Consider the following 19,433-nt stretch of genomic DNA (forward strand, 5'->3'; position numbering starts at 1 on the left):
GGGGAAATAAAAGATGACTACACAAACGGCAGCTTTGCAACGGATGACTCCGCATGAACTGACGCATATTCTTTTCGACAAACAGCCGTTGTTTATTCTGGACGTACGCAACGAGAGCGATTATCTCGATTGGAAAATCGAAGGACACAACATCCATACGCTGAACATCCCTTACTTTGATCTGATCGATGGTGTAGAAGCGGCTCTAGATCAAATTCCTGAGGGACAAAAGGTGTTGGTCGTCTGTGCGAAGGAGGGATCGTCCATCTTTGTAGCCGAGCAGCTGGTTGAGGCAGGCAGAACGGATGTCTATTATTTGCAGGGCGGCATGAAAGCATGGAGCGAGCATCTGGAGCCGGTAAAAGTCGGTGACCTACGCGCTGGGGGAGAGCTGTACCAGTTTGTCCGGATCGGAAAAGGCTGTCTGTCCTATATGGTCGTTTCAAACGGTGAGGCCGCTGTAATTGACACACTGCGCATGACAGAGGCGTATACGGAATTTGCCAAACAGCTGCAGGTGAAAATTACGCACACCATCGATACGCATCTGCACGCAGACCACATCTCGGGTGGGAAAAGGCTGGCAGAGCAGGTGGGAGCGACCTATTGGCTCCCTGAGAAGGATGCGGCAGAGGTGACGTTTGCCTACGAAAAGCTGGAGGAAGGACGCGACATCCAGGTGGGAAACGCCAAAATCGCCATTCAGCCGATTTATTCTCCAGGACATACCATCGGGAGTACGTCGTTTATCATTGATGAGGCGTATTTCCTGACTGGAGACATCCTGTTTGTCGCTTCGATCGGGCGTCCTGACTTGGCAGGTCTTGCCGAAGACTGGGTGGGAGACCTGCGGAATACTTTGTATAATCGATATAGGGAGCTGTCGGATCATCTGTTGGTTCTTCCCGCTCACTTCGGCCAATATACAGAGCTGGGTGAGAGGGGCGTGGTATCTGCACGCTTGGGTGACCTGTTTGCAAATAATCCTGGTCTGCAAATGGAGGACGAAGAGGTATTCCGCAAAACAGTGACAGAAAATCTGCCGCCGCAGCCGAATGCGTATCAAGAGATTCGACAAACCAACATGGGAAAAAGAAAGCCGAGTGAGAATGAGCAGCGAGAAATGGAGATTGGACCGAATCGCTGTGCCGTTCACGATAAATAAAAACAACACAGAAAAAGGGTCAAAAATAAAGAGGAGGAATACAGAATGGCTGATATTATAGTAGATACAAAGGGAATGGCTTGCCCAATGCCGATCGTGAAAGCGAAGAAGGCTTTGGACAGCTTGCAGTCTGGTCAAACGATGGAGGTTCTCTCGACGGACAAAGGCTCGCTCAACGACTTTTCTGCGTGGGTGAAGCAGACGAAGAATGAATTGATCTCCCACGAAGAAGAAAACGGCGTATACAAATTTCTCGTGAGAAAGTCTTAAACAGAAAAAAGGCGAGCACGATGCGTCGTGTTCGCTTATTTCCCATCCTCATAAATGATGCGTACACCTAAATGGGCGTAGGTTTCCTCTTTGTAATGGCCATTTGGACATGTTTTTTCACAGCGTAATCCATCTATATGAGAATGCAATCGTTCTTGGCAGGTGGGGCAACGGTGTTGAAAGATCGATTTCAAATATCGAATCATTTATATCACCTTATTCACATTAAATTACTTGGAATTGATTTTACCTGATAATCCTTCATTTGAAAAGGCAGAAAGCACATTCTCAAGCCATCTTTGAGAATGAAGGGAGGACGTATGGAAGTTCTATTGTTTGTACTCATGCTGATACTGGGGCTGATCGGCTCCTTCTTCTCCGGGCTGCTTGGCATCGGCGGGGCGATCATCAATTACCCGCTGCTGCTCTTCGTCCCCGATTGGCTGGGAGTGGCTCACTTCACGGCGCAGGAGGTCTCTTCGATTTCCATGTTCCAGGTGTTCTTTGCCTCGCTGTCAGGAGTGCTGGCTTTCCGCAAAAGAAACGGAAAGGGCTCGCCGCTGATTCACAAAGGGCTGGTCAAGGACATGGGGATCAGCATTCTCTTCGGGAGTCTGATTGGCGCTTTTGTCTCACGGTATTTGTCAGGCGAGAGCATTAATTTCGTTTACGGAATCCTGGCTGTAGTGGCGGTCATCCTCATGCTGATCAAGAACAAGGGAAGCGAAGAGGCTGCACAGGAGATTTCCTATAACCGGGGCATCGCGATTCCGTCTGCATTCGTGGTGGGCATCGTTTCAGGTATTGTAGGGGCAGGCGGAGCTTTTGTACTCATTCCCATCATGCTCACAGTTCTGAAGATCCCTACCAGAGTAACCATTGCGTCTTCACTCGCTATCGTATTCATTTCTGCAATTGGTGGTGTGCTAGGGAAGCTGACGACGGGGCATATTCCGGTATGGCCCGTTCTGTTTACGGTGATCGGGAGTGTCATCGGGGCGCCGCTGGGGAGCAGGGTTAGTGCCAAGATAAACATTAATCTGTTGCGTTACGGACTACTGATCCTGATAGCCGCCACAGCAATCAAAATTTGGAGTGAAATTCTTCTGTAGGCGGGAATCTGCAAATTTCCGTTTACAAAAGCTCTCCATCACGTGTAAATTACCTATAGGGGTAATGGTATAAAGTCTAAGGGGGGGTCTTTTCATGGAAAACCAAAAAGAAAAAACGACGATTGTCCTGTTTAGCGGGGATTTAGATAAAGCGATTGCTGCCTTCATTATTGCAAACGGAGCGGCTGCCTATGACCACGACGTCACGATCTTTTTTACCTTTTGGGGCTTGAACACTATGCGTAAGGACGAGATCGTCAAGGTGAACAAAGGGTTTCTCGAGAAAGCATTTGGCTGGATGATGCCACGCGGAGCGAAAAAGCTCGGCTTGTCCAAGATGAACATGATGGGCATGGGACCAGAAATGATCAAGCACGTCATGAAAAAGCACAACGCCTTGACATTGCCACAGCTGATTGAGCTTGCGCAGGAGCAGGGAGTGAAGCTGGTTGCCTGCACGATGACGATGGATCTGTTGGGCTTAAAGCAGGAAGAATTGCTGGACGGAATGGAATACGCGGGGGTAGCGGCTTACCTGGGCGATGCCACACAAGCAAAGGTAAATCTGTTTATTTAACGGTCGCCTTTCTCGTATAATATACCTGTCTACGTATTGTCTGAAACGGGAGGTTTCTCAAAATGGACTACAACTACGGTGAAGATATCAAGCGTCGCCTGCGAAGAATCGAGGGACAGGTTCGCGGCGTACTGAAAATGATGGACGAGCAGAAAAACTGCAAGGACGTTGTCGCGCAGCTGTCTGCCGTGCGGAATGCATCTGACCGCGCCATTGCCCAGATCGTGGCGGAAAATCTCCAGCGCTGTCTGTTGGAAGAACAGGCGGCAGGAGGGGACACGGGGAAAATGGTGAAGGAAGCTGTCGAGCTGCTGGTGAAAAGCCGCTAAGGACATACGGAGGAGGTGCTTGTATGGTTTGGTCGACGATTGTCTTGATCATTGCCTATGCGTTTACAACCTGGTATTTAATCTCAAAGTTCAGGGCTGTGAAGGGGCTGGAAAACTTATCAGCAGAGCAGTTTAAAGAGCGGGTCCAGCAGAAGAGTGGAGTTCTTTTGATTGACGTGAGAGAGCCGCACGAGTATAAAAGCGGGTTCATTCCGACTGCTGTGAATATTCCTCTGTCCCAGTTGAACAAGCGCGTCAAGGAAATATCCAGCAAAAATGATATTCTGCTCTACTGCCGAAGCGGCATGCGCAGCAAGCAAGCCGCAAGAATCTTGAGCAAGCACGGTTTTAGCAAAATGGCTCACTTGCGAGGCGGCATTTCGACATGGCAAGGAGCAAAAAAGAAAAAATAGAACGAGAAACCCCACAGAGACGGATGCACCAGGCACACCAATCTCTGTGGGGTTTTGTTGTTCAGTCTTAGTAGGCTGACCAGCCGGCATCTGCCGCGATTACAACGCCATTGACGAAATTGGAGTCCTCGGATGCCAGGAATAGAGCGACAGTAGCGATCTAATACAGCTTGACATTTTTATCTGTTGTAACTAAAATGATTACAACGAGAGGTGGTCAAACCTCTTTCTTTTATGGAGCAGATGTAACCGGTGTGGTTACAACAATAAAAAACGATACCTTTTTAAAACGAATCCTATACATTATCGGAGGGAATTGATCATGAAAATCGCCATTATTGGAGCAAGCGGAAAAGCAGGAAAGTTGATCATGAAAGAAGCGTTGGATCGTGGACATGAAGTAACTGCCATCGTACGTGACGCTGCAAAAATCAAGGAGGAGAACGTTGCGGTATTGGAAAAAGACGTTTTCGCTCTGAAAGCAGAAGATCTGAAAGGATTAGACGTTGTCGTCAATGCTTTCGGTGCGCCGCTCGGAGAAGAACAGTTGCATGTAGAAGCAGGAAACGTGCTGATCGAAGCCATGAAGGGGGCACCAAACACTCGTTTGCTGGTAGTGGGCGGAGCTGGCAGCCTGTTTGTAGACGAGGCCAAAACAACTCGTGTGCTGGAAACTCCTGATTTCCCTGAAATGTTTTTGGCAACTGCAAAAAATCAGGGAGAGAACCTGCGCATCCTGCAAGGGACGGATTCCATTCAATGGACGTTCATCAGCCCGTCTGCCTTCTTCGACGCGGAAGGGGCTCGCACAGGTTCCTATGTAGTAGGAAAAGATCATCTGCTGGTAAATGCTAGCGGTCAAAGCTACGTGAGCTACGCTGACTATGCGATTGCCGTTTTGGATGAAATCGAAAACCCGCAGCACCGCAACGAACGATTCACGGTAGGATCGAAGTAAGCCCCAGGAAAACGAAAAAAGACGTGCCGAGGAAGTCCTCCATGCACGTCTTTTTTTATTTTATTTTCTAAAGGTTCTAATTTCCTATTTCAATTTTTCTATATTTTTTTATACTATCGGAAAGCATATAAATTTACTGAGGATTTATCGTACCAGCGATCCAATCACTGGGTAGTGGAAAGGTCTTCCCTTTAAGGAGTAAATGATGCCTTTGATTGGATAGTAGATACCCATCAGGCCGAATACGATCAGGAACGGAATGCCGATCAAAATGAACGACAATGCCCAGGAAATACTGATCAGTACTCCGATGCAGACGTGAAACAGCAAAGCCTGTAGAGCCATATTTTTGGCATCGCGATCCTGCATGAGCAGCCATACCACCAACGGCACCAGGAAGGGAGCAAAAAACGCACTCGCATGTGTGATAGCTTTAACACCGTTATAATCCATTGAATTAGTCCTCCTCGTCGTCACTGACGAACTTCTATGATCCTATTGTATACGAGGAATATGGCTAACCAAAACCATCAAAAGCGTGATTTTCGATTCCGACTGCAGACGGAGGAAAACTCCTTTCTAATCCGTTACTGTGAATCTTAAGAAAATCTTTTGTATTTCCATAAGTAATTCTAAATGGAAAATGGGTATGATGACATGTATAGCGAGATGTTCTATACAGAAAAAGGAGCGAGACAAACCATGATGATTCATTGCCATCAACCGGTCAGCTTAAAGGAACGGCTGATGTTCTTCTATAATTTCTTGCAAGCTCCGGGTCAAGTAGGAAGTATTACGCCAAGTTCGCATGCGCTAGCCAAACAAATGATGAAGCCAATCGACTGGGATAAAGCGCAAACGATCGTAGAGCTGGGTGCCGGAACTGGCATTTTTACCAAATGGATTGAGGAGCTAAAGCGAACGGACGCTACACTGGTATCGTTTGAAAAGGAAACGAGCATGCGCAAGCGGCTGGAGCTTCAATTTCCAGATACGCTTTTTCACGAGGATGCCGTAGAGCTGGTGCGTGTTTTGAATGAAGCAGGACTAGGAAAAGCAGACGGGATCATTTCAGGCTTGCCGTTTGCCAATTTTCCCCAGGCACTGCGTGATCAAATCATGGAGCAGGTATATGCTGCCCTGAAGCCAGGTGGGGTATTTGTAGCGTTCCAATATTCGCTGCAAATGAAAAAACAGTTGAAGGACGTCTTTACGGACGTATCTGTCAAATTGGTGCCATTCAATGTTCCCCCTGCATTTGTATATGTGTGCCGAAAGGAAATCGGATAGATCGTAGGAGGAATACACGAGAATGGTAGTCGAGATGCTGACGGATTCGGTAGGTCAGTTTGGTTATCTTGCCCTCTTCTTTTTGTTGTGGCTAGGGATTGTGGGAATGCCAATTCCAGATGAAGTGATTGTTTTATCCGCCGGTGTGTTGACCTCTACAGGCGTTCTGAAGATCATCCCGGCTTTTGTAGCTACTTATTTGGGGGTTGTATCGGGGCTGTCGCTTGGTTACGTCCTGGGCAGAACCGTAGGCGCTCCAGCTTTAAACTGGATCGGGCGGAAAAAGGGGATGCACAAGTACGTAGCACATGCGCAGTCTCTTTTGGAGCGGTACGGGAGCTATGCGCTGTGCATCAGTTATTTTTTGCCTGTGGTCCGCCACGTCGTTCCTTACTTGGTGGGGATCGGCAAGATGACGTTTCGCCGCTATGCGCTGTTTTCTTATACGACAGGTCTTGTCTGGACACTGATTCTGTTTGTGATTGGCCATATTACCGGCAATAACGTCGCTTACCTCAATGCGCATCTGAGTACGCTGACGCAAGGTATGGCGGCAGGTGTGGCGGGTCTTGTCCTCGTGGCGGCAGTAGCTGTGTATGGCTACAAGGTATGGAAACGGCGAAAAGAGCGGACAGTTGCCTCCAAAGAATACAGCAAGTAAACCTCTGGGTATCCCGGAGGTTTTTTTGATTTTGAAATTTCGACTATAATAGACCGGAGTGAGAGGGGAGAACAAACGATTGTGGCAACAAAAAGACAATTGCTCTGGGCCGATCTATCGCTGTTTGTCATCGCGCTGGCCTGGGGGTATACATTCATTTTGAGCAAGGATTTGCTGATGGAGCTGACACCCTATTATTTTTTAGGGACGAGGTTTCTCATCGCGGCACTCATTCTGCTTCCTTTTATCTGGAGGAGGCTGCAAGCACTTCCTCGTGAAGTATGGCTGCAAGGGATAGGATGTGGGGTGGTTCTGTGTGCTGCCTTCACGCTGCAGCTGTTGGGGATCGATCGGACGACTCCGGGGAAAGCTGGGGTCATTACGGGGACAAATGTGATTCTCGTCCCGTTTCTTTACTTTCTTTGGCGTCGCAAGACTGTGGGAAAAGGGGCGATCATCGGTAGCGTTCTCGCCTTTTTGGGACTGGCCTGCTTGTCTGGAGAAGGGGATTGGACAGGGCTTTCTTCCGGGGATCTACTCGTTTTTTTGTGTGCGGTCTTTTTTGCCATGCACATCCTGATGGTTGACCGTTTCTATGAAAAAAAGGCAGATGTCGATTCCCTCAGCTTCGTCATGATCCAGCTTGTCGTTGTGGGAGTAATCGATCTTGTCATTGCGCTGTTTACCGAGCCAGTTCCACATGGGCTCAGCCCCTACGGATGGTTTGCTTATTGGTTTGACTGTCTCTTGGGCACACTGCTTGCCTATGTCGTTCAGATCAAGGCGCAGCAATTTTCTCCGCCTGTACACGTCAGCATCATTCTTTCGCTGGAAGCAGCGTTTGCATTCCTGTTTTCCTGGCTGCTGTGGGGGGAAATCGTTACACCGACTATTTTGGCGGGTGTGTTTTTATTGCTGGCCGGCATTTACATTACGGAGCTCAGCGATCAACGTACATAGCTGTCGATGCAAAACCCCACCTATGCTTCTTGCAAGCTGGTGGGGTTTCCCGTGTGATTAGTTGCGGGCGGGATTGCGTTTGGTCCCGCGCTGGCGGAGCCATTCCGGCAGTACGATTCCTAGCAGAATGACAATCACGCCAATTAGCTGGGGCATGCTCACCGATTCATGCAGAACGAAGTAGGACGAGACAACAGCCATGGGCAGCTCGGCGGCACCGAGAATGGCTGCCATTCCCGCACCGATGTGTGGAATGCCAAAGTTGAACAGGACAGTTGGCAGCAAAATTCCGAAGAAAGCGAGCAAAAAAACGTAAGGGAACAATCCATCCCACAAAGCTCCATTGAAAAGGAAAACAGGCGGATAGATTGCGCTCGCCAAAAGGAAGGAGCCGAAAGCCATGCTTGCGCTTCGTACCCAGGGATGTACCGTAGTCGCAGCCTTCCCGCTAAAAAGCAGAAACAACGTATAAGAAACCGCTGAAAGAAGACCCAAGCATACACCGATCAGATTGAATTCCTCGATCCCGCCACTCTCGAAAATACCGCCGGCGAGCAAAGTTCCGATCAGCAGAATAATTAGCGAGCCCATGGTTTGTCTGTCGGGTAGTCGGCGATTCAGGATGGCCTCTGCGAATACCCCCATCCATGTGAATTGAAAAAGCAAGACGATTGCGATGGAGGCTGGGATGTATTGGAGTGCGTTGTAGTAGAAGATTCCCGTCGATCCCACGGTTAAACCGACTGCAACGAGGAGGAGCCATTGGCCTTTGCGCGGTCTTTTGCGCAAGAAAAACAAGGAGGGCAGCAAGGTCAGCACAAGTCCGAAGAACATTTGCCCACTGATCACTTCTGCTGGAGAGTACCCTTGTTCGTAAGCCAATTTGACGATCGTAGAGAGGATTCCATAGCTGCAAGCCCCTAAAAAAACCAGTAGAATGTAGCGCATATATGGGAAGTCTCCTTGTACATGTCATTTAGTCCTTAGCTAGGATAATACGCACTACAGGCTTTGTCTATGTGAGTCGTTCATATTGTCTCGAATCCGAGGTTTTCCTCTGGCTCCGTGCGGGAAATAAGGAAGTGACGAATGGACCGCACGAGTGGAAAGGGGAGGGCGGATGTTTTCATCGAAAGTAAAAGATCGATTGTTTTCAACATTTCTTTTGTTAAGCCTATTCCCAATTCTCTTTATTTGTTTTTTGTTTTATAAGGAGGCCAAAGAGGCTATATTTGAACAGTACAAGTCCAATTCAGTGGGTCAGCTCAAAATGGCTGATGCGCGCTTGTCTCTGTTTTTACGTACGGTACAGGATGAGGTCAACCACCTGGCGAAGCATCCGCTGCTGCGTGCGGACGAGCGCAATCTGGAAGTGCTTCGTCCCTTGTTCTCCCAGAAGAAGTATCAGGATATGGTGGGGAACATTCACTTGATCAGGAGTGATCGCAGCATTGCGTCACTTTACCCTGAGAAGGGATGGACAGGGGGGGAGGACTCCATTTCGTTCACCAGGGAATCGTTTGAGCAAAGTTCAAACAATATATGGGCACTGAGCAGAACGGATGCAGAGGGGAATCCCCGGTCGATATACATCGCACAGAGAGTCAGAGACAACGATGACAAGCCAATCTCTTTACTGCTGGTAGAGATACGTTTGGACAGCCTCTCCAAGTGGATTCGTACGAGCTATTCCAAGGAGCAGGACAATTTGATGGTGATCAACCAGACCGGAAAAATTTTTCTCCAAACCCGAGGGAATCAGATCGGCAAACAAATACAGGAGATTGAGAATCGGGATATTGTAAGAAGTATAGTAAGCAGCCAGTCGACTACCAGTGTCTTTACGTACCGGCTCGAGGGAAAGACCTATTATGCGGTATACTACGTATCTCCTTTCAGTGGAAGCGGCTATCTGGAATGGATTGGAGCCGATGAGATCAATAAGCGACTGGAGCGGCTGCAGCTGATCTTGTTTATCACAATCTGTTTGGTAGTCGGTTTTTCTGCATATGTCGCCCACCGTTTCTCGCGGTGGATTGGTCAGCCGATTTACAGATTAGTCTCCGCTACGGATTCGCTCTTGCGTGGGGATTTCTCGATCCGTGTCCCGATTGAAGGGATGGACGAAATCAAGCTGCTGGAGAAGAAATTCAACCGGATGGCGGGTCAAATGCAAACCCTGATTGAGCGAGAACGGGAGTATATGCAGGAGAGCCTGGATCAAATCGTGCGCAGCTTTTATCTGGCTGTGGAGATGAAGGATCCCTATACGGCAGGACATACAGAGCGAGTCACGGCATACGCACTTATTCTCTACGATTATTTGGATGAAAAAACTCGAGATCAATTCTCCCGTGATGATTTACGCTATGCTAGTTTAATGCACGACATCGGCAAAGTAGCGATTCCTGACCAGGTACTGCTAAAGGCTGGGAAGCTGACGAACGAGGAATATGAAAAAATGAAGCAGCATTCGTCTATTGGTGCCAATATAGTCGAACAGATCGCGAGCTTGGCCCACGTTAGTCCAGGTGTCCGCCATCATCATGAGCGCTGGGACGGAAAAGGCTATCCCGATCAGTTGAAAGGGGAGGAAATCTCCCTCTTCGGGCGAATTATTGCGGTCGCGGATACATTTGATGCCATGACGACGACGCGCTCGTACCGAAAGGCGTTGACGTTCGATCAGGCGTATGAGGAAATTGTGAAATGCGCAGGCACGCAGTTTGACCCCAAGATCGTGAACGTATTTCAACAGGCATACCAAGAGCTGCATTTAAAAGAAAAGGCGCAGTCTATTCCGCGCGCGATCGCGCTGGAAAAAGCGCCGGAACAAACCAAACAAGCAAGGTAAGGGGACGTTTCCCTGTATTGGTTGGGGTTTACGCCTTGCTATCGACTCTTATCTCTGGTATTCTAATCGTACCGTGCTAGACGGGGAGGTTGCGGTGCCCTGTAACCTGCAATCCGCAATAGCAGGGTTGAATTCCTATCATAGGTTTCCTCATGTGAGGCTGCCTTATGGCGGCGGTGTTGAGGATCGGGTCCTGTGCAACGCGAACCCATGAACCTGGTCAGGTCCGGAAGGAAGCAGCCATAAGTGGATCATCGCGTGTGCCGCAGGGCAGCCTGGTCTGAGCTGCTGCCATAAGTAACGCTTGGATGAGGATTATCGAAGATAGGTGCACGGTACCTAATATCGACAAAGCAATAGCATGTTTCCTTCGGGAGGCATGCTATTTTTGTTACACACTTCAAGTCCATCCTGCCAACTTTTCCAATCGACCCACGTTTTTTTTGTTGTTTTTTGACGATAAACAGCGAAACATTTCTATCCTCTTGAACAAGCTGCAGGGCAGGTTTTACGAGGTTCTTCGCGAAATTTTTTAAGAGGGAGATAATAGGTACTTTCCTGCACGTTGAAATACGCCATAGGTCAGGGGGGACAAGCTGTGAGTGCATCTTTTTCGCTACATCTCGTTGGCTCGTCCAGACGATTGCAGAATTTCATGCATCAACTGCCTACTGCTGTTTTACTGGTGAATGAGGCGGGTAGTATCGTAGAGGTAAACGAACAATTGCTTCGCGTAACCGGATTTTCACGCGATCAACTTGTCAATCGGCCGTTTCAAATCATCCTTCCTTTTGATGGTACGATGGAACAGATGTACGACGAGCACCTGCAAAAGGAAGAGCAGCTTGAATGTAGTGTGGAAGTGGAATGGCTGAATCGGCAAGGAAAGTGTGGAAAAACCCCTGCGATGATTTTGGTGCAGCAAACCGAACAGCCTTTGTATTTGATTCATCTGTTCCAGTTGGCACAGGAAACCAACCATGCGTTGTCTCAACGACTGCTGACGAAGCTGACACACGACACCAGCCTCGGTTTGTTTATACTCGATGAACAGGGCCACATCATTGAGGCGAGCCAGACGGCATGCAAGCTCCTAGGTATGGAGCGCCTGCAGGTCATCAACAAACACATCGACCGTGTTTTCGCGGGGATTCCGGAGCAGCATCGGCTCATTAAAAAAGAGCTGCTGGAAGGGGTCAAATTGCACAATATCGCCACGTCATGGACCAACGACAATCAGCGCTATGAACTGATCGTAGATGCCAATACACTGCAGGACGAGACAGGGAAAACGGTAGGCGCTTTTGTCCTTTTTAAAGATATTACAAATCTGCGCTCCTTTGAGCAAAAGCTGGAACGAAACGAACGGTTAGCCATGATCGGGCAAATCGCTGCCGGTACAGCCCATGAAATCCGTAACCCGCTTACATCTATCAAAGGATTTTTGCAAATGTTCTTGCAATCGTTTGCGGAAAGCGGGATGGATCGGGAAAAGGCATACACGGAAATCATGCTGACTGAGATTAATCGGATTAATTCCCTGGTGAGCGAGTTTCTCTTGCTGAGCAAGCCGCGCAATATCCAGTATTCCATGGTGGACCTCAATACCGTGTTCGCAGAGATTTTGCCAATCGTGGAATCACAGGCAATCCTGTATGGAATCGACGTGAAGTTTACCTCCAATGGCAAGCTTCCGATGGTAGTGGGGGACAATGAGCTGCTCAAGCAGGTATTCCTCAATATCTGCAAAAACGGCATCGAGGCCATGGGCGAGCAAGGAACTCTGCACATTTCCCATCACATCGACCAGGATGGCGACAAAGTGAGCATCGACATCCACGATTCGGGGCCAGGTATCCCTCTCTACATCATCGACAAGATTTTCGACCCGTTTTTCACAACCAAAGAAGAAGGAACAGGCTTGGGTCTTTCTGTGTGCCAGAAGATCATTCACGATATCGGAGGGCAAATCCGCGTCTCGTCCAAAGGATACGGTACAACCTTTCATATCATGCTCCCTTACCTGTAAAAAACGAAGAAGCGAAAGCGTCCCGCGCAGCCTTGTGTATGGGGCGTTTTCTTTGTACAGATAGTAATTATAGGATTCCTATCCAGTACATGCGCAACATAGCGAGACTTCGAACAAAGTGAGAGAAGCGAGACTTATGCCCTTTGGGTACTATGGCTCCGCCCATTGGCGTATCCAAGTTTCCTAGTACCAACTAGGCCAATAGTGTATAATGAAAAGGATATAGAAGAGGACTGTCAGATGGGGAGTGTCACACGAACATGGCTTATACTGCGCTGTATCGCGTATACCGACCGCAGACGTTTCAGGATGTTGTCGGACAAGAACATGTGACGATTACTTTGCGCAATGCTTTGCGTGAAGGACGGCTTTCCCATGCCTATTTGTTCAATGGTCCCCGTGGTACGGGTAAGACCAGTGCGGCGAAAATCATGTCCAAAGCAGTGAACTGTGAACAGCCGATTGACGGTGAGCCGTGTAATGAATGCGGTTCTTGTCGGGCGATTACAAGCGGCTCTGTGACAGATGTACTCGAGATTGACGCCGCGTCCAACCGTGGGGTAGAAGAAATTCGCGATATTCGCGATAAAGTCAAATTTGCCCCAAGCGATGTCAAGTACAAGGTGTACATCATTGACGAAGTGCATATGCTGACGACGGAGGCGTTTAATGCGCTGTTAAAAACGCTGGAAGAACCGCCTTCGCACGTCATTTTCATTTTGGCGACAACGGAGCCACATAAGCTGCCTGCGACCATTATTTCTCGTTGCCAGCGTTTCGATTTTCATCGGATTCCGCTAAAGGTAATGGTCAATCTGCTTCAAAAGATTTGCCAATCGCAAGGAGTTCGAGTCGAAGAACAAGCGCTTCAGCTCGTAGCCAAAATGGCGGAGGGCGGTGCACGTGATGCTCTTAGTCTGCTGGACCAGGCGATCAGCTTTAGCCGTGACGAAGTGCGAGCTAGCGACATCATGCAGATCACGGGAACCGTTTCCCAGACGTATTTTTCTGTCCTGGCACGGTCCATCGCCGAACGTGACGTAGCACAGGTCATGGAGCAGTTCGATCAGATCATGGTGCAAGGGAAAGACCCTGAGCAGTTTCTGCACGATTTTCTGTATTACTATCGTGATATGCTGCTCTTGAAGACGGCCCCTCAATTGGAGGAGATCGTGGAGAGGACGATGATTGACGATCAATTCTCCCACGTAGCCGAGCTTTACGGCTTTCCCGAGTTGTACGCGGCGATCGAAACGTGCAACCAGGCGCTATCTCAGCTAAAATGGTCTACGTACGCCAGAGTGCTGGTAGAGCTGACGCTGGTCAAACTTTGTCAGCCGACTGCACAGCAAGCGGGGGCACCAGCTGCTGCAGCTGTGCAAGTGAATCATGAAGAAGTAAATGGCATGGCAAATCGGATTCGTGTCTTGGAAGAGAGGCTCACACAAGTATTGCAGGGGCAGGTAAGCTTGCCGACGCAAAAATCGGAGGAGCCACGAAAAGTGGAGCCAAAGCGTATTGCTGCTGCAGGGGGCGGCTCGCGTACCTCGATGAACAGAGTGCGTGAGGTAGCCAAAGCAATGGACGAAAACCTGACCCGTCAGGTGCGCGGACAATGGAGCCAGATATTGACCGATCTGAAAAAAGTGAAAATCCAGTACCAGGCTTGGCTGGTAAACGGTCAGCCTGTTGCTGCCTCGAGTGATTCAGTGGTGGTTACATTCACCAGTCCCATCCACTGTGATAAAACCATGGAGCCTGAACTGAAAGGCGTCGTTGAACGAGTTTTGCAAAGTGTGCTGGGAAGACCCTTGCAGCTTCTCTCCATCATGGAAGAGGAATGGCAGTCAGTCGAGCAGCAGGTAGGGCAGAAGGATACGCCTGCCGAAGAACAGCAAGACCCGTTCTTAATGGAAGCCATCAAGCTCGTGGGTGAAGATCTTGTTGAAGTAAAAGACTGAAGCTACACCAAATAAAGGGAGGACTCTCACATGAAAAACATGCAGCAAATGCAACAAATGATGAAGCAAGTAAAGAAAATGCAAGAAGAAATGCAAAAGGCGCAAGAAGCTCTGAAAGATAAAGTGGTCGAAGGCTCTGCTGGTGGTGGCGCTGTTCTGGTAAAAGCAGACGGCCACAAGCAAGTAAAAGAAATCGTCATCAAACCTGAAGTAATCGATCCAGACGATGTGGAAATGCTGCAAGACCTCGTGCTGACTGCAGTGAATGACGCTCTGCGCAAAGCAGACGAACTGATGGCAAAAGACATGGGCAAATTCACAGGAGGAATGAACATCCCAGGTTTGTTCTAAATGAATTAGGAAGTTGAAGGAGCAGACGCGATGTTCTATCCAGAACCGGTATCCAAGCTGATCGAAGGCTTCATGAAACTGCCCGGCATCGGTCCCAAGACCGCTGGGCGGCTTGCCTTTTTTGTTCTGAACATGAAAGAGGACGATGTACTGGACCTGGCAAAGGCGCTCGTGAATGCCAAACGCCAGCTGCACTATTGTTCCGTTTGCAACAACATCACGGATCTCGATCCTTGCCACATTTGCAGGGACAAGCGCAGAGACGGCTCCGTTATCTGCGTGGTACAGGAGCCCAAGGATGTGGTGGCGATGGAGAAGACGAGAGAATTCGAAGGCTACTATCACGTGCTGCATGGTGCGATCTCACCCATGGACGGAATCGGTCCGGAAGATATTCGCATCCCGGATCTCTTGAAACGCCTCAGTGACGAGCAAGTCAAAGAGGTCATCCTGGCGACAAATCCCAACATCGAAGGGGAAGCGACAGCGATGTACATTTCTCGTCTGATCAAGCCTTTCGGAATCCGGGTCACACGCATTGCCCATGGATTGCCGGTGGGCGGCGATCTGGAATACGCAGATGAAGTGACGTTGACCAAAGCATTGGAAGGTCGGCGTGAGCTATAGGAGCAGTAACTTAAAAGACGGGGGAACCTGTCTTTTTTGCTTTGTGCGAATGTTTGAACCCAAGCAGGGAGGGAAACGGGATGCCTGTCATCCGTTCGGAGCTGATGATTGAAGCACCGCAGCAGGTGTGTTTTGATGCAGCGAGAAGTATTGATTTGCATATGGAGTCAACAGCCAAGACGGGCGAGAAGGCGATAGGCGGCGTAACGAGCGGTCTGATCGAGCTGGGAGAGTCTGTGACCTGGGAGGCCGTGCACTTTGGCATCAAGCAGCGTTTGACGGCTAAAATTACAGAGATGGAGCAGCCGCGTTATTTTGTCGATGAAATGGTCTCCGGAGCATTCAAATGCTTTCGGCATGAGCATGAATTCATTCCCGTTGGAAAAAATCGAACCCGCATGCTCGATACATTCGACTATACGTCACCGCTTGGGCTCCTGGGAAGAATCGTGGACAGGCTAGTCCTGGAGGCTTACATGACACGGTTTCTGCTGGAGAGGAATCTCTATTTAAAGCAAGTCGCAGAGAAGCAGTTCAAGCAGATGGAAGAAAAGAAGGTCTGAGAATACCGGACTTTTTTTGTGGGACGAGACATAGAGTGAAGATAGGAGCGTGAAGAGATGGTGACAGGACCGGGAATGTCGCTGCGGATCGAGCCAGAGAGACATCGGTCTACTCCGTGGGCGATCATGCTGTTTATAGGGTATTGGCTGATGTTTGCCGCAGAGTTTTCCGTCATACGTTTCTACCGGGGAGAAGACGGGCGCTGGGTCGCATCGACGATGGAGCAGCCGCCCATGTGGCTATCGCTGACGGTGCTGATCATCACGGCTCTTAGCTTGATCGGAGCGATGGGGTTTGTACTCAGTGTGTGGAAGCAAAGTCGCTTCTCGCTATGGCACTGGGGAGACCGCGATTTGACGGGCAATGACGTGCTGCACATGGTGGCATGGATGCATGTATTTCAGACATGCACACTGATCTTGTACGGTTTGATTCTCGAAGGGACTCTCTTTACGGAGGGGACCATCGGAGGGGCTTTTGAATCGGCTTCGTTTCAAATGTTTCTTCTGATTGTGATCCCGCTTTGGTTCCGGGGGCGTTTGGGGGAAATCGGCGTACGACGACCTGCGCAGCTTGGACGGATGCTCATCACACTGTTGATTCTGTTTCTTTTTATTGCCAAGGTTTTGGACGTGGCGATAACCAATCCATTGTCGGACTGGCTTGGGCTATCCCTCTCATCTGAGCGTGAGCAGCAAATTGAAAAAGAGATTGTGCAGGCAAAGCAGACGGATATGCTGGCAGCAGCGGCGTCCTTTCTCGTGATTGGAATTATGGTTCCTATCGCAGAAGAGATCCTGTTTCGCGGAGTTATCCAAACGTACTTGGTGCGACGCGTGGGAGCGGTCATAGGCATTGTCTTGAGCAGCCTATGGTTTGCGCTGCTGCATATTGATTTGGCTTTGTTTGTCCCACTCTTTGTAATTGGGCTTGGATTGGGATTTGTCCGCCATCGCTATGACTCAATATGGGGTGCGGTTTTGCTGCATGCCGTCAACAATCTGACTGGCGTACTGTACTACTTTCAATAAGGAGGTACACAGGTGAGCAGGTGGGGGAAGAAAACGAGAATACTGATCGACGTAGACGCAGGGGGGTTGGATGCTGCGGTCAATCAGGCGAGACAGGATTGGCAGCACGCCCGCCATTTGGTTGAGATCAGCGAGCCGGATGGCGGCTTGGATGATGCGATTTACTATTTGCAGTTGACGGAGAAACGCTATATGTATCTTCTCTCGCAAGCGAAGCGGGAGCATCATCGTAAGCAAGCGTAAGGGGGAAAGCTCATGGAAACGGGATGGGTTGTTGGGCTGATTATTGCGGGGATCTTACTCGTCATTGCGGCCAGTAAATCGGTGACGGGCCCCGTACGTTGGATTGGCTTTGGAATCATGCAATTGGTGATCGGAGCCATCCTGCTGTTCTTTGCCAATCTGGTCGGGGAGCTTGCCAGCTTTCACATCCCGATCAATCCGGTTACGGCATTGCTTGCTGGTTTTCTGCGGCTCCCTGGCCTGGCAGCCCTCGTAGTTATCAAGCTTTGGGTGATGTAGCGAGCAGAGCACGAAGGCTTTATCCATCCGTAAGCAGGAAGGCGACGCCGCGGTTTTCGTATTTTACCCGGCACTGCTTGGGCTGGCGAAAGGACGCGAGCAGCGCCAGCAGTCGAGGGAGTGATAGAACCATAGTGCCGCTGAGCAAGGTCAAGCCGTATTCGACGGGCAGCCATACATAGGCAGCTGCAGCGAGAAGCAGGCAGCCGAACAAAACGGTGCTCTCCCCTGTGCGATAGACGGTTAGAGGAACCGGTAGGCGATAGCCACTTCCCCACCAAGGTGAGACGAGCATGTCCGCTGTCGTTTGCGGCTTGTGCATACGCATCTGGGCGTAGAGACGAAAAAGGATGAGATGACAGATGGCTATCGCTGGCAGTATCGCGAGTGTGACGATCAGCCTGGCAACAGGTATGCTCAGATACAGGGAGATGCCGATCAAGGACGAGCCCATCAGCAGCCATTGAAGCATGTAACCAATCACACCCCAACGAAAGCGGTATAGGAGTTTGTAGCTGTAGATGGTTTGACTGATTGGTTCCTTCATACGTCACTTCCTCTCTGACAAGCCTTGATTTCGATTTTTATTATCGCACAGACATCCTGGATGAAAAAGAATCAGATGGGAAAGATTTCAGCCGTTGGCGTTGCCGGCGGCTTTTTTGCTGGTGTGCGCCCATGGCATGAGCGGCAGGGAAGAATGGGTAGGATAGGGAGGAAGGTAGAGGAGGTACGGATTTGCGATTACTGGCTTTGTCAGAGGAGATCACTTCGGTGGTGAGTCGGGATTTGAAAGCTTGCGGCATACAGCTGATCCCTTATGGAAAGCAGGCGGAGTGGACTAGACAAAAGGTGGATGGAGTGCTGCTGACCAAAGAGGCGTCACAGGGGGCTTGGGAAGAGGCGCTTCCTGTATTAAGTGCGACTCCTGGACTGCTGCTATTATATGGCCCGAGCATCCCATATGGCTGGGCACAGCGATTGGTCGACAACAGCGATGGCGATGAAGCATGGGAGGTCGTCAGGATGGCGCTGGTGGCAGACGGAGAAAAGGCGTTGATCGGTGGTACCGCAGATGGATTCTGGGTGCGTACGCTCTGTCGGTCGCTTGCCAAAAGTCAACGGGTGTCGCTGGTCTGTAAAGCGAAGGAGGTGGACGAGGCAGTCCGTCAGCTGCCGCTCTATTTTGTGTGGAAGGAACGTTTTTTTGTGGAGCTCGGAGAAGTATGCGATCAGGAGGGTATCTCTCTACAAACCGTAGCGCGCGCGATGGGAATGGACCGAAGAGTAGGGCAGGACTGGCTGTATCCCGAACGTTTGGACCACCGGCGCGTGATGCAGTGGATTGAGCGGGAAGGTAGGCTTGTAGCAGAAAAGTCGAACGTGCATCGAGTCGCGCTATGGGGTCCTGCTGTGCTTTGGAGAGAGATGGATAAAAGCTGGTTGCAGGGAAAAGAGGTATGCTTGGTTACCCAAGAGGATGAGTCAATTCCGAACGACATCTTTCCGGAATGGACAACGAACAGGACGTGGGAAAAAGCACTGAAAGACGCAGATTTACTGGTGATTGGCAAACCGGACGGTATCATCAGGGGACTGCCGCTGCACGAGTTGGTTCTATGTATGAAACAAGCGATTGTTCTAGACGCTTGCGCTTGTTTTCCACTTCAGGAAGCACGCAGCTTGCTCCACAGCTACCGAGCTATCGGCGAAAAGACGAACGTTTGGGAATGATGCTGATTATAATGGGGTATAATGT

General features: G+C 49.7%; 22 protein-coding genes, 1 other RNA gene and 1 pseudogene. 21 read left to right on the top strand and 3 right to left on the bottom strand.

Annotated elements, in window-relative coordinates; all coding sequences use genetic code 11:
- Positions 1-13: 13 nt before the first annotated feature.
- The 7 genes from ACLIN2_RS00380 (at position 14) to ACLIN2_RS00410 (ending at position 4,824) form a co-directional block, all read left to right on the top strand.
- Complete coding sequence (locus ACLIN2_RS00380; RefSeq protein WP_411503000.1) at positions 14-1,165, top strand: MBL fold metallo-hydrolase; 1,152 nt, start codon at positions 14-16, stop codon at positions 1,163-1,165.
- 45 nt (positions 1,166-1,210) lie between these two features.
- The gene (locus ACLIN2_RS00385) at positions 1,211-1,435 is read left to right on the top strand and encodes a sulfurtransferase TusA family protein (protein ID WP_092274830.1); all 225 of its coding nucleotides are present in this window, start codon (positions 1,211-1,213) and stop codon (positions 1,433-1,435) included.
- A 320-nt stretch (positions 1,436-1,755) separates the two neighbouring features.
- The gene (locus ACLIN2_RS00390) at positions 1,756-2,547 is read left to right on the top strand and encodes a sulfite exporter TauE/SafE family protein (protein ID WP_092274833.1); all 792 of its coding nucleotides are present in this window, start codon (positions 1,756-1,758) and stop codon (positions 2,545-2,547) included.
- Between the two features lie 94 nt (positions 2,548-2,641).
- Complete coding sequence (locus tag ACLIN2_RS00395; protein ID WP_092274836.1) at positions 2,642-3,124, top strand: DsrE/DsrF/DrsH-like family protein; 483 nt, start codon at positions 2,642-2,644, stop codon at positions 3,122-3,124.
- 62 nt (positions 3,125-3,186) lie between these two features.
- Entirely contained in the window at positions 3,187-3,453 is a 267-nt protein-coding gene (locus tag ACLIN2_RS00400) for a metal-sensitive transcriptional regulator (protein WP_092274839.1), read from the top strand.
- Positions 3,454-3,476: 23 nt separating this feature from the next.
- A complete protein-coding gene (locus tag ACLIN2_RS00405; RefSeq protein WP_092274842.1) occupies positions 3,477-3,866 on the top strand; it encodes a rhodanese-like domain-containing protein in 390 nt (129 codons plus the stop codon).
- 322 nt (positions 3,867-4,188) lie between these two features.
- A complete protein-coding gene (locus ACLIN2_RS00410) occupies positions 4,189-4,824 on the top strand; it encodes an NAD(P)-dependent oxidoreductase (protein ID WP_122961470.1) in 636 nt (211 codons plus the stop codon).
- Between the two features lie 144 nt (positions 4,825-4,968).
- Here the strand turns inward: ACLIN2_RS00410 and ACLIN2_RS00415 are convergent, their stop codons facing one another.
- Positions 4,969-5,277, bottom strand: a complete 309-nt coding sequence (locus ACLIN2_RS00415; RefSeq protein WP_092274849.1) for a DUF4870 domain-containing protein — start codon at positions 5,275-5,277, stop codon at positions 4,969-4,971.
- A 249-nt stretch (positions 5,278-5,526) separates the two neighbouring features.
- Between ACLIN2_RS00415 and ACLIN2_RS00420 the strand changes: the two genes are divergently transcribed.
- The 3 genes and pseudogenes from ACLIN2_RS00420 (at position 5,527) to ACLIN2_RS00430 (ending at position 7,735) form a co-directional block, all read left to right on the top strand.
- Complete coding sequence (locus ACLIN2_RS00420) at positions 5,527-6,114, top strand: class I SAM-dependent methyltransferase (protein ID WP_092275062.1); 588 nt, start codon at positions 5,527-5,529, stop codon at positions 6,112-6,114.
- 22 nt (positions 6,115-6,136) lie between these two features.
- Positions 6,137-6,605 (top strand): annotated as a pseudogene (locus tag ACLIN2_RS00425) (DedA family protein); the annotation flags it as partial.
- A 251-nt stretch (positions 6,606-6,856) separates the two neighbouring features.
- Entirely contained in the window at positions 6,857-7,735 is an 879-nt protein-coding gene (locus ACLIN2_RS00430) for a DMT family transporter (protein ID WP_411503001.1), read from the top strand.
- A 57-nt stretch (positions 7,736-7,792) separates the two neighbouring features.
- On the opposite strand, the gene ACLIN2_RS00435 is transcribed toward ACLIN2_RS00430, so the two are convergent.
- Positions 7,793-8,683: an EamA family transporter gene (locus tag ACLIN2_RS00435; protein WP_411503002.1), complete on the bottom strand. Its 891-nt coding sequence runs from the start codon at positions 8,681-8,683 to the stop codon at positions 7,793-7,795.
- A 322-nt stretch (positions 8,684-9,005) separates the two neighbouring features.
- On the opposite strand from ACLIN2_RS00435, the gene ACLIN2_RS00440 reads away from it, so the two are divergent.
- The 10 genes from ACLIN2_RS00440 to ACLIN2_RS00485 all read left to right on the top strand — a co-directional run bounded on the left by ACLIN2_RS00440 (position 9,006) and on the right by ACLIN2_RS00485 (position 17,674).
- The gene (locus tag ACLIN2_RS00440; RefSeq protein ID WP_411503003.1) at positions 9,006-10,589 is read left to right on the top strand and encodes an HD domain-containing phosphohydrolase; all 1,584 of its coding nucleotides are present in this window, start codon (positions 9,006-9,008) and stop codon (positions 10,587-10,589) included.
- A gap of 71 nt (positions 10,590-10,660) precedes the next feature.
- An RNA gene (ffs, locus tag ACLIN2_RS00445) (signal recognition particle sRNA large type) lies at positions 10,661-10,925 on the top strand.
- Between the two features lie 262 nt (positions 10,926-11,187).
- Entirely contained in the window at positions 11,188-12,618 is a 1,431-nt protein-coding gene (locus ACLIN2_RS00450; protein WP_092274865.1) for a PAS domain-containing sensor histidine kinase, read from the top strand.
- A gap of 260 nt (positions 12,619-12,878) precedes the next feature.
- Complete coding sequence (gene dnaX, locus ACLIN2_RS00455; protein WP_411503004.1) at positions 12,879-14,579, top strand: DNA polymerase III subunit gamma/tau; 1,701 nt, start codon at positions 12,879-12,881, stop codon at positions 14,577-14,579.
- Positions 14,580-14,618: 39 nt separating this feature from the next.
- Entirely contained in the window at positions 14,619-14,930 is a 312-nt protein-coding gene (locus ACLIN2_RS00460) for a YbaB/EbfC family nucleoid-associated protein (RefSeq protein ID WP_092275065.1), read from the top strand.
- A gap of 30 nt (positions 14,931-14,960) precedes the next feature.
- A complete protein-coding gene (gene recR / locus ACLIN2_RS00465; protein WP_092274871.1) occupies positions 14,961-15,557 on the top strand; it encodes a recombination mediator RecR in 597 nt (198 codons plus the stop codon).
- An 80-nt stretch (positions 15,558-15,637) separates the two neighbouring features.
- Entirely contained in the window at positions 15,638-16,120 is a 483-nt protein-coding gene (locus ACLIN2_RS00470) for an SRPBCC family protein (protein ID WP_122961463.1), read from the top strand.
- 57 nt (positions 16,121-16,177) lie between these two features.
- Entirely contained in the window at positions 16,178-17,152 is a 975-nt protein-coding gene (locus ACLIN2_RS00475) for a CPBP family intramembrane glutamic endopeptidase (RefSeq protein ID WP_411503005.1), read from the top strand.
- Positions 17,153-17,164: 12 nt separating this feature from the next.
- Entirely contained in the window at positions 17,165-17,395 is a 231-nt protein-coding gene (locus ACLIN2_RS00480) for a DUF2508 family protein (protein ID WP_092274878.1), read from the top strand.
- A 12-nt stretch (positions 17,396-17,407) separates the two neighbouring features.
- A complete protein-coding gene (locus tag ACLIN2_RS00485) occupies positions 17,408-17,674 on the top strand; it encodes a pro-sigmaK processing inhibitor BofA family protein (protein WP_092274881.1) in 267 nt (88 codons plus the stop codon).
- A gap of 19 nt (positions 17,675-17,693) precedes the next feature.
- Here ACLIN2_RS00485 and ACLIN2_RS00490 read toward each other — a convergent pair whose 3' ends face one another.
- The gene (locus ACLIN2_RS00490) at positions 17,694-18,221 is read right to left on the bottom strand and encodes a hypothetical protein (protein ID WP_411503006.1); all 528 of its coding nucleotides are present in this window, start codon (positions 18,219-18,221) and stop codon (positions 17,694-17,696) included.
- Between the two features lie 191 nt (positions 18,222-18,412).
- Between ACLIN2_RS00490 and ACLIN2_RS00495 the strand changes: the two genes are divergently transcribed.
- A complete protein-coding gene (locus tag ACLIN2_RS00495; RefSeq protein ID WP_411503007.1) occupies positions 18,413-19,408 on the top strand; it encodes a hypothetical protein in 996 nt (331 codons plus the stop codon).
- The last annotated feature ends 25 nt before the right edge of the window (positions 19,409-19,433 follow it).

It is taken from the genome of Brevibacillus centrosporus, assembly GCF_046622605.1.
In the GTDB taxonomy this organism is placed as follows: domain Bacteria; phylum Bacillota; class Bacilli; order Brevibacillales; family Brevibacillaceae; genus Brevibacillus; species Brevibacillus centrosporus.